This window comes from Acinetobacter sp. AS5, from assembly GCF_048957595.1.
Taxonomy (GTDB): Bacteria; Pseudomonadota; Gammaproteobacteria; order Pseudomonadales; family Moraxellaceae; genus Acinetobacter.
In genome coordinates this window covers 1-15,881 of sequence record NZ_JARDAL010000058.1, presented here as the reverse complement: position 1 = coordinate 15,881, position 15,881 = coordinate 1, and the positions used below count along the sequence as shown (strand labels likewise).

Below are 15,881 nucleotides of genomic sequence, written 5' to 3'. Positions count from 1 at the left end.
AAACGCACTTATCTATGGCATTAGGCTATAAGGCCATCATGAACAACATTAAGATCAAGTTCATTACCGCAGCGGATCTCATGCTGCAACTCAGTACAGCCTATCAGCAAGGTAAATTGAAAACCTATATGCAACGGGTGATACTCGCCCCAAAATTACTGATTATCGATGAAATTGGTTATTTACCGTTTGGACGTGAAGAAGCGAATCTGTTCTTTAACGTGATTGTCAAGCGTTATGAAAAAGGCAGTACGATTTTGACCAGTAATTTACCCTTTAGCCAGTGGTCTAAATCATTCGCAGATGATGTTACTTTGACAGCAGCAATGTTGGATCGTTTATTACATCATTGTCATGTTGTACAAATATCTGGGGAAAGTTATCGTCTAAAAGATAAAAAGAGAGTAGGAATTCAACCACAAATTGAGTCTTAATAAATCATCAAAGGGGTCAATTTTACTTTGCTGTTTTTAAGGTAAAAGGGGTCAGTTTTAAATTGCCGTTGACAGTTGAAGGGATTCATCTGCTGTATCTCGAAATAAATAAGATATTTAGCTTATCATGTCAGCCTATTTGCAACAGTGCCCTTTCAGGATAGTCGTTCAGGCCAGCATGCTGCAGAGTTCCTGAATGGCTGGCAGGGCAATCTAGTCTGTGATGATTACAGTGGTTATAAAGCACGCTTTAAATCAGGTCAGGTCATTGAGGTGGGCTGCATGGCCCATGCACGTCGTAAATTCCATGAACTGCATGTGACCGGGAAAAGTCAGGTCGCTGAACAGGCATTGGTGCTGATTCAGAAACTGTATGCGATAGAAGCAGAACTCAGGAAAAAGACCGATGGTACGGCAGAACAGCGCCGCGAATACCGACAACAGCATAGTCAACCGGTGATGCAACAACTGTATGAATGGCTTAACCAACATCAACTGACTGTGCCATCGAGTTCTCCAACCGCCAAGGCCATCAATTACACTCTGAAGCGTTGGCCAGCTTTAAGCCGCTATCTGGATGATGGCAATCTACCTATAAATAATAATTGGGTGGAAAACCAGATGCGACCTTGGGCGTTGGGACGTAAGAATTGGCTATTTGCAGGTTCGCTGCGCAGCGGTCAGCGAGCAGCCAATATCATGACATTAATCCAGTCAGCAAAGCTGAATGGCTTGGATCCGTATGCCTATTTAAGTGATGTGCTGAAAAGGCTGCCGACGCATAAAGCGACCCAAATAGAAGAATTACTGCCACATCGCTGGAAATCCAACTCAAATTAAAAAATAGGCATGGGGTTCAGCGGACGCTTACACTCAAACTTATCTGGTTTTAACTAAACTCATATTTTTGAGCTGTGCGACAGGTATTTTTTTATTGATTGGGTATTATCGGCTTGTGGTTCGTGCGCGGTAATGAGATATCTAAAATTAAAAAAAGGATTTTGTATCACTACAAAATCCATAAAATTCAAGACTTTATCTTTCTCTTAACGCTTCTCTGGCTTTATTGAATGGCTTAATCAAATAGTCCAGCACTGTTTTCTGTCCAGTGCGAATATCAACTGTCGCCACCATTCCAGGCGTAATCGCAAAAGTCTTACCCTGTTTATTTCGCAGCTTATCTGAATCAGTGCGAATATAAACCCGATAGTAAAATTGATCCTGTTTAACTTCATCTCGAATCGTATCAGGAGATATCACGGTCACTTTGCCATGTAATCCGCCATATATCGCATAATCGTACGCTGTAATTTTGACTAAAGCTTGTTGGTTTGGACGAATAAAGGCAATATCTCTTGGCGAAATTCTAGCTTCGATCAGAAGCTGTTCATCTAACGGCACAATCGACATAATCTTGCCATTAGGAGGAATTACGCCACCTAAAGTCATTACATCGATTTCTTTTACCACACCGCGAACAGGCGCTCTAAAGACTGTACGATTTAATGTATCTGATTTTCCTTTCACAATCTGCCGTTGTGTTTCTACGTCGGTATTGGCTTTGGATAATTCTTCCCTTGCTTTTACATAATACTGACTACGTGTATCATTAATTTGCTTTTGTAAATCAGAAGCTTGACGTTTTAACCTTAAAACCTCTACCTCACTTGCAGCTCCTTTAGCAACTAACGGCTCAGTCATTCTTAGCTCTTGCTGTACCAATGTTAAAGAAGTCGTTAGATCTGATATTGACTCTTCTAAATTTATCCGTCGTGTATTATACAACTGTGTTTCTTCACGAACCAATTGCGAATTTTTTTGAACTATCTCGGGAAATTGTAATGCAGTTCCATTTACTTCTGCCCGTAAACGTGCCGAAGTGGCCAATGAAGAAACGAGCAAAGACTGCGATTCACCTACATTAGATGCAAAGCGAGTCGGATCAAGTTGTGCCAATATGGTGCCTTTTTCTACAATATCACCTTCTTTAACATCGAGTTTGGTCAAAATACCACCCTCTAATGACTGAATAATTTGCTCTTTAGAAGATGGAATAACTTTACCCGTACCTGTAGAAACTTCTTCCAATTTAAATAAAGCAGCCCATATAAAGAACACCAAAAGTCCTAAGCCAATAATCCAGATGACCATACTCGATTTAGGTAAAGGTGGTTCATGAAATGAAGCTTTAGCAGGACGTTTTGTTTGTTGTGGTTGTTCATTCATTATTGTGCCCCACTGGATGGATGAGTTTGATTATTTGATTGACTCAAAATCTGATCGCGTGGACCATCCATCACAATTTTCCCCTCATTCATGACAATAATTCGATCAACTAATGCCAAAACAGCTCGCCGATGAGTTGCAACAATTAAAGTCCGATGCCCCATCCAATTCATTAGATGATCAATAAATTGTTTTTCTGCTACATCATCAATCGACGCTGTTGGCTCATCTAACAATACAATATTAGGTTGGCGAATAAGCAAGCGTGACAGCAACAAAGCCTGCCGTTGTCCACCAGAGAAACCTAAGCCACCCTCAAGTACAAGATGATCAAGACCTTCTTTTTTATCTTGTACAAATGACCAAGCTCCTGTCATTTTGAGCGCCTGAATCAAGTCATCATCTGAGGCTAAAGGTGCGCCTAAAGTTAGGTTTTCCCTGATTGTGCCATAAAACAAATGCGCACTCTGATTAAGTAACCCTGTATCACGACGAATATCAGCAGGATCAATCAGTGATAAATCAAGACCATCAAGATAAATATTACCTTGCTGCGGCATTTGCATGCCTGATAATAATTGCAATAATGTGGATTTCCCCGCGCCATTTCGGCCTAAAATTGCAATTTTCTCTCCCGCCCGAATTGCTAGTTGAGCAATCGCTAGATTGGGTTTTGCATCATCTTGATTATATTTAAATAAAGTGCCATTCAATTGATAATCACCCAACAATACTGAGCGATGGATCAAATGCGCCCGATCAGGTTGGTCAACTGGCTTTTTCATTAACTCATCAAGACTACTTTTTGCGACTTTGGCTTGCTGTAAACGTCCCAAAACACCCGTAATTTGTGCAATTGGTGCCAACATTCGTGAAGATAAAATTGAGCATGCAACCAATGCACCTGTGGTCATTTCTCCACTAATCACGGCAAAACAGCCAACAAGTACCACAAGAGCATAAGTCAGACCTTGGACTTTTTGCGTCCATGCAGTCATCACGCCCACTATTTTACGCTGCTTCATACTAATATCGGCAGACATTTCATTCATATGATTCCATTGATTCTGGAATCTGGATTCAGCGCGTAACAGCTTAATGTCCTCTATGCCTTGCACTGATTCCACCAATATTGCATTACGAATCGAAGACTCACGCATTCCCTCTCTGGCAAGTTTAGCCAGTGGTCTTTGTGCCAATATGGCTGGAATAATCATAAGCGGTACAACAAGTACCATGACCCAGAAAAGATTGCCGCCAATGATCCAGAATATAACCAAAAATAAAAAGAAAAATGGCAAGTCGGCAATGGCGCTAATCGTCGTTGAGGTGACTAGCTCCCGCACCCCTTCCAACTCCCGAATTTGGGAAATAAAAGTACCTGTTGATTTGGAACGCTCACTATTTTTAATTCTGAGCGTATGACCAAAAACCCGATCTGAAATACGCAAGTCTGCTCGTTTACCAATAATATCTGATAAATAGATACGCGCTACACGTAAAACAAATTCAAAAATTGCCGCAATCAATACACCACCTGCCAACACCCATAACGTAGGAATTGACTGAGAAGGCACGACTCGATCATAGACTTGCATTGAAAATATAATGGTTGCCAGTGCCAGAATATTTGCAATTAATGATGCAAACATAATATCGATATATCGTTTCCAGTCACGTAACACGATCGACCAGAACCAACTACTCTCATAAGGTTTGATATATTCATCAATACGCGCATCTGCAACTGATTTTTCAGGTCGCAGGATATAAACACTTTCAATTTCATGTTGAAGGTCAGAAGCAACAAAACTTTGCGCAAGCCCCTGATCACCACTCATCTGGATACTGACATTATGATCGACATCTGCCTGATCAACCACACCAACTTGACCATCCTTGAATACCACGATGACTGGTAAACGCCATGGATTAAGCATCTCTTTTGAAAATTTACTTTTACGTACACTTAAGCCAATCTGACGTGCAATCGTTTTCACGACCTCATCTGCTGCACTAGCCCCTGCCCAATCCATCTGCAAACGGATACGTTCTTCAGAGGTTTCGATACGATAATGTTTGGCAATCAATAAAATTGCCTGAAGATATGGCTGGTAATTCATCGTACTCATGGCTGAACCTCAACCCCCTGAATGGATAGACGATTAAGATGATAAACATCTCGTGATTGACCTGTAGTCGAGATAAGTTGGACTAGATTTGCATAAATATCATAACGATTATTTTCAATTTCCATATTTGCACTATGAATGGCTTGTTCAGCATTAAGTAAGTCCACTACTGTCCGCGTACCAAGCTTATATTGCTCCTGATATAATTCTTTTGTTCTGGTGGTGGTTGATTGTCTGGCAACCAAAACCTGCATCTGCCGTTGTTTATTTGTGACTTGTTCCTCAGTCATGCGAATCTGTTCCAGAATATCCATATAACTATTTTGTACTTTGGCTTTGGCAGCTTCTTCTGCATAACTTGCAGCGCGACTTTGCGCCCCCACTGATCCACCCTGAAAGAAGTTACTGCTTGCTTCAAATTTAATTGAACTATCAAATCCGTCATCCTTGTTATTGTTTGGATTGACACCATTCAGTGCCTGACTTAGCGTTCCAACTAAATTTAAAGTAGGGTAACGACTGAGATCTGTCTGAGTTTTCTGTGCTTTTGCGACATTTACTTCTGCTTGAGCAGACATAATCGTAGGAATCGTATTGATTTTAGGTGCTTCAAAAATCTTTGATTCAGTGACTACATTTTCAGGTATTTTCCAGTTGATCCGACTGATATCAAAGCCCAGTAAAGTCCGTAATTTTTGTTGATACAGTCTTAATTGTGTTTGTTGAGCAATTAAATTTGATTGAGAAGCTTCAAGATACGACTTCGCCTGCACGGGATCTGCCTGACTGCTAATGCCAGCATTTGCACGCAAATTGGCAATCTCAGCAATACGTGCAATCCCATCTACTTGCTGCTGTGCAATGCGACAGACTTCCTCATAGCGTTTTAGATTCACGATTGCACTTGCAACCTCAAGTGCAACCTCATCAATCTTGACCAGCACTTGCGCCTGCTGCAATGCTAATCTGGCTTTTTGAATATCCACACTGGATTTGACCTTACCAAAATCATAGACCATCTGTGTCGCATTAAGACTTAATAACTGCCGACCGCGTTCGCCAGAAGTCATATCTCCAGTCGAAATACCACCCGATAATTGAGGATAATATGCAGCTTTAGCCACATCAATATTGGCATTTTGAGAAGCAAGACTCGCAATATTTTGACTAATTTCAGGATGTCGCTGAACCGCAATTTTCACTGCCTCAGAAATATCAAGCGTTCTTGAAGTGGGGCTTACCAAGCTCAATCCCGCAGTATTGACCGTATTGGAATGTGTTGAACCGATAACAGGAAGTTCATCAAACTTTGAGGTATCGACATCAAAATTTGAGAGCTGTTTAAGATCTACTTTATTAAAATGATCATCCGATTTTGGGGTAAATACACCTTGTAAATTATCTTTTAACGAAGTTGCAATTTCCTGACCAGACGCTGCATAAAGTAAAGGCATATAAAGGCTAAGAAGTGAACATAAACTCGTCTTTATTAATACATCCCGTTTATTCATGATATTGTTTCACGACTATAATAATGATGAGGAAAATCAAAACTCAAGCATTGTACTGGAATTTTGTGTAAGCGTCCGCTGAATCCCATACCAATTTTTAATTCAATTTAGGTTTCCAGCAGTGTGGCAGTAACTCTTCAATCTGGGTCACTTTATGTGTCGGTAACCTTTTCAGCACATCACTTAAATAGGCATACGGATCCAGCCCATTCAGCTTTGCTGACTGGATTAACGTCATGATGTTTGCCGCTCGCTGACCACTGCGCAGCGAGCCAGCAAACAGCCAGTTCTTGCGCCCCAACGCCCAGGGACGCATCTGATTCTCGACCCAATTATTGCAAATAGGTAGATTGCCATCATCCAGATAGCGGCTTAAAGCTGGCCAACGCTTCAGCGTGTAATTGATGGCCTTGTAGGAGGGGTTGCTGAATATATATCCATGTTCATGGATTAAGTCCCCACTTGTTTTTAGGTGGGGACTAAATTAAGGCTTATAGGATCGCTTGGTAAGGCTGTGTTAGCCGGATGCTTACAATTTTGTTTTGCCATTAAATGATTTAGCGAAATTATTCACATCTAGCATAAAAATTGCCCCACGGATGGGGCAACTTTTATTCATCAACACGATAAGTTAGCCAATCGTAATTTGATGATTATTTAACAGCTCTGCAAGCGTTACATTCGAAGTTTGATGTTCTAAGACCAAAAGATCCTGATAATTTGAACCATTTGCTTCACCATCACGATCTACTTTCACGGTTGCAGATTCAGTTGCTGCATCATAGTCAACCTTAATGAATTTTTCGACTTGTGAAAGATGAGATGATGTCAAATCACTATCACTAAGCAAATCATTAAAGAATTCTGATGAGAATTGAATCGTTTCGGCATTGCTATCTGTTGCGGTAGAACCAAAACCGAAATCTGTCCAATGATCAATACCATGCCCCGCTTTGGCATCACTCGCATCTAGCACATTATAAATCAATGTATCGTGACCCTGACCCGTCGTAATGGTATCGTTACCCGCTTTGGCCACAATCACATCATCCGAACTGGTTTCAGCTACGCTGAAGCTTCTCGCTGATAATGGATTTCCAGATTGGGTTTGAACATTTTCACTCACCAGCAAAGTGACAGCCGTACCCGATACGGTACTGATGTATGTCACATAACCATTATTGGTTGCACTTTGTTCCCAGCCTGAACCAAGTCCAACAATATCCTCAGTAGTACCATTGATCTTCAAGGTATGTGCCGCATCAGTCATGGTCAATACATCTGATGCTGTCAGGCTAGTGATATTATTTGCTCCATTTACAGACAAATCCAGCACTTCAACATTCTTCAGATTTGCTGCCAAAGTAGCACCTGATACAGTTTCACCAGAACGGAGCTGAATCGTATCTGTACCTGCTCCAGCATTAATACTACTTGCTGTATATAGCAAGGTATCATTACCTGGTGTAGCCTGTTGGGCCGTCATATTTACAGTAATGTTCGTAGAAACAAGAGCAGATGCACTATTAGCACCACTTTCAACTGTCCATGCTTCTACCCCGATTTGTGTACCTGTAGTCGTTGAATCCTGATCAGTTAAAGCTGCTTTCGCCTGTTTAAAGCCTAACTTATCTATATTGCTTTGGGTTAAACCTGTAATGGTATAAGTCGTACTTGATCCAGTTCCACTTACTGTAATTTGACTAGATGAAATCTGTACACCATCGATATAAAAAGAGGCATATTGACCCAGACCTGTGAGTTTAATGGTCATAGTTTCAGTACTGCTGTCATTTGCAACTTCTGAAACTTTTGGATCATGCATCGATGCATTCAGGGTAAGTGGAATAATCTCATTTTCTTTACCGAAAGTTTGAGTCGGTTTGATATCAACGCCATTGGCTACGGCATTAACCACCAAATCTCCAATGTCTTTGGTTTCAGTTAAAGGAGATAAGCTACTTTCACCAGAAGTTACAACCAACTGTAAGTTTCCAACAGTACCACTCCAGTGTATCGGCGGTAATATCGCAACATAAGCTGGTAGTCCACCACTTTCTGAGAGTACCCAAGTGTTGGTTGTGCCATCACCACCTGCATTACTTGCAAGCGTTGCGGATGCCGCATCATTTCCGACATAAACCAAGAAGCCATTTGGAACATCAGATAGCAAAATTGCACCATAAGACTCTGAACCATCTGAATCGTTCAAACTCACGCTTAGTCCACCTGCACCAGTCAGCTCAATTGCATTGGCTTTAGTTGCCAGTTTTGACTCATTACCAATAAAGTTTTGTGAAACAACATTTACACCATTATTGATCAGTTGAACTTCCACAGAACCCTTGACACTGACTGCTTTAACATCTGCACCGTCTTCTTGTACTTTTGCATAAGCAGTAAATGATACATTACCTGGTACAGTTTTCTCACCATCTGGCATGGTATACGTTAAGTCTACTGTTCCGCCATTTTCACCAATGTCAATGACGTAGAAATCACCATCAGGTGTACCATCACCATCAATATCTACACTTTGTGAAACAAGTGGTGTTGTACTACCCGTGATGTATAGCTGACCACCTTCCATGGCATCGGTTGTACCAGCAGCATTGACTTGCACATACATTTTACCATCGACAACCTTACCAAAACTTCCATCGGCAGGGTCGAGTGTAATAGAACTTGTGATTGCTGTCGCACCCTCACCCACCATACTATCTCCAGACATGGTGAATATCGGATTATCCGTCACAGGAGCGATTGGAATCGTCATGTCTTGAATCGTTGCCTCTTCGGTAGCGCCACCCAAGACCGAAGTCGTAAGTGTCGCATCGAAATGGAACTGTCTAGGTTGACCATTATTATTCCAGTCTGCTGGTGGCGTGATCACAATACTGTCTAACAGATTTTGCAAAGCAGCTTCGGCTTCGGCATCAGTGGCATTCGGATCTACCGTAACACTTGCTGTCCATACTGGGGTATCAGGGTTACCATCATTATTTGTATCGATCATGGTTTGTACCATACCATTGACGATTGTACCTGCTGGTAAATCTTTCAAGGTGACAGTAAACAAGTTGCTTGCCGAATGATCCCGAATGGTAATGGCTTGATCTACCACATCGCTTAATTTAAATGGTGTATCTTCCGTAGCAGATGCATCATTATATTGCCATTGGTCAATAAGCGGTGCTTTACTGCCTGGAGCCTCAGCAAAATCTGTATTTAGATACCATGTCACTGAATCAGATTTGATGTCTGTTATAGCAGTCGAATCAGACCCTAGATCTTGTGTCTGTACAGTTATCTTAATCGGACGGCCTGTTAAGCCACCCGCGTCGGAACCAATCTTGAAAGTGACTGGTACATCAATACTACCACCCTGTGCGTTGATTGAAGGTGCATTATTTGCCTGATAGACCAGTACCCATGTACCAGCACCTACCTGTTGAACATTTGCACCTTGTACAGTTACACCCTCTGGCACATTTTCGATCAAGATACGAACCACGTGTTCACTGCCATCATGGTCAATCGAAGCGACCTTCAGATTAACGGTCACAGTATCCGTTGCAGTCAGTGTTGCGGTGTCTGGAGTAGCATCATCATTTTCATGTTGATCTGATGATGAAGTGGTATTGCTTATTCCAGAAATACCAGTAACAGATAACTCAACAGCATCGGTAACTGCACTCGCCGTTAATTTTAATTGTCCCTCTTTAACCACCGTGTCCGGTAGTGCGGTTTGCACCGAACCATAATGATTATCGGTCACTTCATATTTATAAGTGAAGAAGCCCTGATCACCATCAAGCTGAGCACCACCTTTAGCTGCCAAGGTTTGAGCTTGTTCAGCAGTCAATTCGTAGTAGTCCACCCCATCAATGGTTTTGATTGGTAAGCTTGCATTACTTAAAAGAACAGCCGATGTGCCTGTACCTAGATATAAAGTATACTTTGCTCCTGCCGCCTGATCCTGTGCAATCCAAACATGTCCCAAAGTTTCGTCATTGTCACCATTTACATGAACAATGCCAAAATTCAGGGTCGTAATTTCATCTTCAACCAGTGTCGCACTGGTCGTTGCTTCTGCTTCGGCAGAAGGTGTCACTATGAAATTAACATCAGTTAATGCACCAGTTTTGGAATCACCATCATTTTCAGTAGAAACGCCTGCAACTTTGAAATTCAAATTGCCACTGTAATTCTCTGGTACTGTGATAAATACATTATTTAAATCTGTTGATTTAATCACCCAGACACGTTCTTCACCTGTGCCAGTGACCAAAACAGTGGCTTGTCCACCCAGATTGAAATCTTTGGCTAAGCCAGTGATACGAAGGGTAAAGCTTTCTGAGCCATCTGTATTATCAATCGATGAAACATTTTCAATCAAATTAGAGAGTGACACTTTATGCTGGGCAGTAGTACCATCCAGATTAGCTTCAGTGGTTGTATAAGACTGTACACCAGGCTGATTACTGTCATAATCTTTTAAGGTAACTGTCGGTGTATCTGCTACACCATAAACTGTAACAGGTATAGAGAGCGTACTAGATGGAGCAGATGTGACGTTACCATCCGTCGCCGTCGCAGTAACACTTAAGGTAAAGTTTACATTGCTGTTTAAAGGTGGAGTAATCGTCAGTGGCGTAGATGTACTAAAGTTAGAGATCGTGACTGAACCGTTAGTAATCGTTTGTTCTCCGCCGCCATAGATAATTTTTGCACCAGCAGGAATATCTGAAATGGTGATATTAAAGGTTTCTGATGGATCAGAACTTCTTGGCGTAATAGACAGTGGGATTAGCGTATCTTCCAAACCAATCGCACGACCATTTAATGACAAGTTATTAATACCATCAGCAACAGGTTTGATGATAATATTTTCTAACCAAGCTTCACCTGATACTGCTGTCGCTGGTGTACCCGTCCCTTCATTGTTATCATCATAGTCTACTGTATAAGCTTCAACTTTGATTTTAAAGGTACCCGATACATTTTCAGGAGCCAAGAACTGTAATGTTGACAATGCACTAACAGGTACATCAATTGGTGTGCCTGTATAAGTTGCAGTATAGTCAACACCAGAAACTGTCCATTTGAATTGTGATCCGATGACTGTCGCATAGCTATCCTCTGAAACTAACTCAGGCGTTAAATGTGCATAAGTCAGTTCATCTGCGTCCTGATTCGTCCAGTCATTGGCAAGGTTAAATCCACTCTCAATACCCAGTGTATACCATGTGTCTTCTGCACCTGCTGTCGTGTAAATGTGACCATCTGTCATGGTCAGGTCAGCTATACCATCGTGGTTAGAATCACCTGAACCAAGAAAATTACCCACGATTTCAGCAACAGGATTTACAGTGACTTTTATTGGCAAAATTTTAGTCTGGGCATTTGTATCAAAACCATTGGTATCTGTTGATGTTACCCTTACTTGAATGGTTGCATCTTGACTACTGTGTGCTGACGGCAAAATTGTGAAACTGTCCAAGATAGCCTCACGTTGCACTTCATTCAAGGTATTGTCAAAAGTGATGGTATATGGATAGTCGCTCGAACCATCTCCACTTTCACTCCACCCTACATTATTACTTGGAGCAGTCACTAGCCAGCCTGTAGGAATTTCAAATGCGACTTGTGTAATGACTTCTGTACCAGTAGTCGTATCCGTCACTCTTACATTTTGCAGGAAAGCAACTGCTGTGTCTTCATTGGTCGTAACATCACCTGCTGCGACATCACCTGCTACTGGTGTAACATGTAGATTTAAATAAACACTGTCAGTAATTTTAGTTCCAGTAGTCGGCCCATTACCTACACCATCACTATCTTGGTCCTGCGCATGTAGTGTGATCTGGATATTGTTAATGTCACCACTAAAGTCTTTTGGTGGTGTCACTGTAATCGATGGTAAGCTTGGTGAAACGCCATTGTAATTATTTGGAATGTCTATTCGATAGCCATTCGACGATTCTGTTGTAGTAATGGTGTGAGACTGTCCATTTACAGTTAAGGTTGTACCTTCTGGTAACCCCGTAATGGTCATCCAGCGTTGCTCACTACCATCGGTGTCGGCATTCGAATTTCCATCGTCACCAGTCACCAATGTCACTTGCAACAAATTAGTCAAATTAAGTGCAGTATCTTCCGCAATCTCTATACTGCTTGTATCAACAAAATTATTGCCATCTGAAATTTTCAGATCGATACCGTCCGTAACCGCCTGAACATTGACCACGACTGTTGCAGTACTGGTTGCACCGTTAACACCAGAAACTTTAGCACCGTTATCGTCAACTTCATAACTGGTTACACTTACCGTTACGGTAAAATTGGCATAACTTTCCGCAGGTGGTAAAACCTTTAATGCTTCAAACTCAGCAGACGTCATCTCCAAAGCATCTTCTGGTATGGTTTCATCAGTCGGATGATTAACATCGCTTAACCAAATGGAGATATTGCCGCCATTCGATGTGAATAATGTAGCACCAGTATCAGATAAGAGCGCTGCGCCAGCAAGAATACCGCTTAAGCTAATCACGCCTAAACGCTCTGGGCTATCACCTGTATTGCCATTTTGATCAGTATCGTCGGTTACAACTGGTGTTTTTAAGCCTAAACTTACCGCTGTATCTTCTGGGGTTTCAACCTCTTCATCCACAACAGTTAATATAGGAGCATCTGCGACTGGATTTACATATACAGTCACATTGGTTGTTGTGGTTTGCCCAGTGTCATCAGTAACTAGTACTTTAAATGTATCGGGACTGGTGGTTAGGCTGCCATCATAGTTACTATAATTATCATCAGGTTTATAGGTCACCTGACCATTTTGATCTACAGTCACGGTACCATGCGCAACATTAAAACTCTTAGATCCATCGGGATTCGGCGTACCATTAATCTCAGTACCATTTGCATCCTGAATTGTAATGTTATCTAGTTGCACATCGGCTGACGTTGTGAATGCATAACTATGATCTTCATCCATCGTAATCGTAATCGCGCTTTTCGGTTCATCATCAATCACTTGAACAACGAAACTACCAGATGCCGTATCGCCATCACCATCTTTGGCAATAAAGTCAAAATTCAGATTCAATGGTGTAGTATGACTTGGATGGTTTAATGAACCCAATAGTTCAAAGGTATATTTGCCTGTAGTCGTATTCAAAGTGACTTTGAACACATCACTGCCGCCGCCGCCACGCGTGGCTGTCAGTACGTTACCTGTCTCATTAATACTAAAGCTTATACCGCTATTACCTGTACTATCTAGCACTGCCTTTAAAGCAGTTTGATTTGCAGCAAAGCTTAAACCACCGCCATTACCTGAACCGTCCTGACCATAACTCACACTCAAATTGCCTTCTGCGGTGAGTAACGATGTGTTTGGTTCACTTCCTGTCGCTAGACGTTTTTCATCTACAGAAGTTACTGCTGGCGCAGAACCAATTGATGGCCCATCATCCTTAAAGATAAAACGATCACCTACCGCAACAGGATCACTGGTGACCGCATCACCATCACCATCTGTAGCAGTTGCAGTTAGGGTAATTAAACCTGCATTGCTGATAGAAAGACTTTCATCATAAGAAGAACCGCCCACTGGATGTTTAAGTGCTTCTGATTGAGTTAAGGTAACAGCACCCGTGGTCGGATCAATGGAGATACGAAATACCACATCGCCTGATGCACTACCCGCACGTCCTTCAATCTGATTACCTACTTTATACAGCAAGACATTTTGGCCGCTGGTGGTATCTAATCCGCTATCCACACCATTGGAACTAATGTTAAGTGTATAAATCAACGCATTACTTGTAGCTTGACCATCTGCACCATACACAGGGGTGAATACATCTTTGACAAAATTAGCATCTGTTGCAGAAACAGAATCTGAGACAAAATTAGTTTCATCAACAGTTACACGACCAACATTTGCATCGTTCTCACTGATTTTAGGTTTATCGTCAACAATGCTAATAGTTATGGTATTAGTGACCGTATTGCCATATTGGTCTACAGCAGTGTAAGTGAAGCTATTGGTTTCATTGCCTTCTAAATCTTTGGTTGCTGAAGTTAAAGTAAAGCTATAAGTACCATCATCTGAATTGACGGTATACGTTCCATTTGCTGTAGTGCCTGTTTCTGTTTCTGTTTCTGCTTGTGCTGTCCAACCCGTCTGTAGATTCAAATCACCATTAATAATATTGCTAGAACTACTCGCATCTGTTCCCGCAGGCTGAGTACCATTGGCATCGATCCCATCCTCACGTACGCTACCCACTGTAGTTAATGGATTGGCTGTAACGTCCTGCACATTAATGGTAAGGGTAGATGTTTTTAAGTCACCATCAGCATCACGCACTGTATAAGTAAATACATCCTGTGCATTGGCTGTTATTTTGTTTGGATCCGCTTTATAGCTATAACTACCATTGGCATTTAATGTAAGCGTACCATAATCACCTGTGATGCTTGTTCCTACTCCAGTACTCGAAGTTGTATCTGTATTGCCTTTAGCAACACCGACTACACCACCATTAGCCCAACCATCTGCACCTGACTGGTCGCTAGAAAGTACACCACTGGCTGCATCTTTGGTCAAAAGCGCGCCTTCTGTAACACTTCCTGTATCCGCTACGGTGATTGGTGCATCATCAACAATATTGATGACCAAATTCCCTGCTGTTGCACTATCTCCATCAGCATCCTTGATTTCAACAGCGAAAGTAGCTGTTGTATTATCGCCACTCGTTTTTGCAGGCAAGGTATAACTATAATAAATCGTCCCCGTTCCAGTTGCTGCATTGTATTCATAACGCGCAGTTAGACCATCTGAAAAGGTCTGATTCGTGGTAGTTAAAGTATGTCCACCCAGCTTAATGGCATCACTGGCTGCCAGACCGTCTGGAGAGGTAAAGCTAATTGTGCCACTGGTGGTTTCTTTATTGGTTGAAGCTTCTGTACCACCATCATTTAAACCAGATTCATAGACTGTCGTTGTTGCACCACCAGCCGTTGGTATTGTACTGGTCGGGGTTGCATCAGCAATGTTGATTGTCAATTGTGCTGTTGATGTGTCGTTATCGCCATCCGTTAAAGTATAAGTAAATACGTCAATTACACCACCAGCTGAACCTGCATTACGTGCATAACTATAACTACCATCAGAATGGATCGTTAATGTGCCATATTTACCAACAACCGGATAGTTACCAACTGGATCAATCGTGACATATAACCCATTAGCAGTATCTGCTTTTACTGTAGTTACTCGTGCGCCATCTGCACCTTTCGTGTCAGTACTGACCACATTACCAGTAACTACTGCCAAACTACCTACAGGAATGCTATTGCTATCATTCACAGCAGTCGGAACATCATCAATCACTTGTACAACCAGACTACCTGTTGTGGTTACCCCTCCTGCATCTGTGACACTCAGTGGAATGCCACTCAGAAGTAAACCATCATTTCCAACAACGCTATGTGTCTGGGCGTTGTTCAAAGTATAGGTATAACTCAAACTACCTGAAGTTGGGATACCACCTACACTGCTA

General features: G+C 41.8%; 4 protein-coding genes and 4 pseudogenes. 3 read left to right on the top strand and 5 right to left on the bottom strand.

From position 1 onward, the window contains the following. Both istB and tnpC read left to right on the top strand, forming a co-directional pair. Window positions 1-434 (top strand): annotated as a pseudogene (gene istB / locus PV763_RS15280) (IS21-like element ISEc57 family helper ATPase IstB); the annotation flags it as partial. Window positions 435-587: 153 nt separating this feature from the next. Beyond that, window positions 588-1,274: pseudogene (tnpC, locus tag PV763_RS15275) on the top strand (IS66 family transposase); the annotation flags it as partial. Between the two features lie 195 nt (window positions 1,275-1,469). On the opposite strand, the gene PV763_RS15270 reads toward tnpC, so the two are convergent. From PV763_RS15270 to PV763_RS15255, 4 genes and pseudogenes are all read right to left on the bottom strand, one after another. Beyond that, complete coding sequence (locus tag PV763_RS15270; RefSeq protein ID WP_420938161.1) at window positions 1,470-2,660, bottom strand: HlyD family efflux transporter periplasmic adaptor subunit; 1,191 nt, start codon at window positions 2,658-2,660, stop codon at window positions 1,470-1,472. Continuing rightward, window positions 2,660-4,792 (bottom strand): type I secretion system permease/ATPase, encoded by a 2,133-nt coding sequence (locus tag PV763_RS15265; protein ID WP_000106054.1) that lies wholly within the window; start codon window positions 4,790-4,792, stop codon window positions 2,660-2,662. The genes PV763_RS15270 and PV763_RS15265 overlap by 1 nt, the downstream gene beginning before the upstream one ends. Continuing rightward, on the bottom strand, window positions 4,789-6,303 hold the full coding sequence (locus tag PV763_RS15260) for a TolC family protein (protein WP_004835512.1): 1,515 nt from the start codon (window positions 6,301-6,303) through the stop codon (window positions 4,789-4,791). The genes PV763_RS15265 and PV763_RS15260 overlap by 4 nt, the downstream gene beginning before the upstream one ends. Before the next feature lie 97 nt (window positions 6,304-6,400). Continuing rightward, window positions 6,401-6,730 (bottom strand): annotated as a pseudogene (locus PV763_RS15255) (IS66 family transposase); the annotation flags it as partial. A gap of 3,102 nt (window positions 6,731-9,832) precedes the next feature. Here PV763_RS15255 and PV763_RS15250 point away from each other — a divergent pair. After that, window positions 9,833-9,931, top strand: a complete 99-nt coding sequence (locus PV763_RS15250; RefSeq protein ID WP_353110302.1) for an MJ0042-type zinc finger domain-containing protein — start codon at window positions 9,833-9,835, stop codon at window positions 9,929-9,931. Between the two features lie 3,042 nt (window positions 9,932-12,973). Here PV763_RS15250 and PV763_RS15245 read toward each other — a convergent pair. Then, a pseudogene (locus tag PV763_RS15245) lies at window positions 12,974-15,712 on the bottom strand (DUF5801 repeats-in-toxin domain-containing protein); the annotation flags it as partial. Between the last annotated feature and the right edge of the window lie 169 nt (window positions 15,713-15,881).

Excerpts from the sequence above, each read along its gene's own strand:
- PV763_RS15270 (WP_420938161.1), bottom strand. The coding sequence starts at position 2,660 with ATGAATGAACAACCACAACAAACAAAACGTCCTGCTAAAGCTTCATTT.
- PV763_RS15265 (WP_000106054.1), bottom strand. The coding sequence starts at position 4,792 with ATGAGTACGATGAATTACCAGCCATATCTTCAGGCAATTTTATTGATT.
- PV763_RS15260 (WP_004835512.1), bottom strand. The coding sequence starts at position 6,303 with ATGAATAAACGGGATGTATTAATAAAGACGAGTTTATGTTCACTTCTT.
- PV763_RS15250 (WP_353110302.1), top strand. The coding sequence starts at position 9,833 with ATGGTCAATCGAAGCGACCTTCAGATTAACGGTCACAGTATCCGTTGC.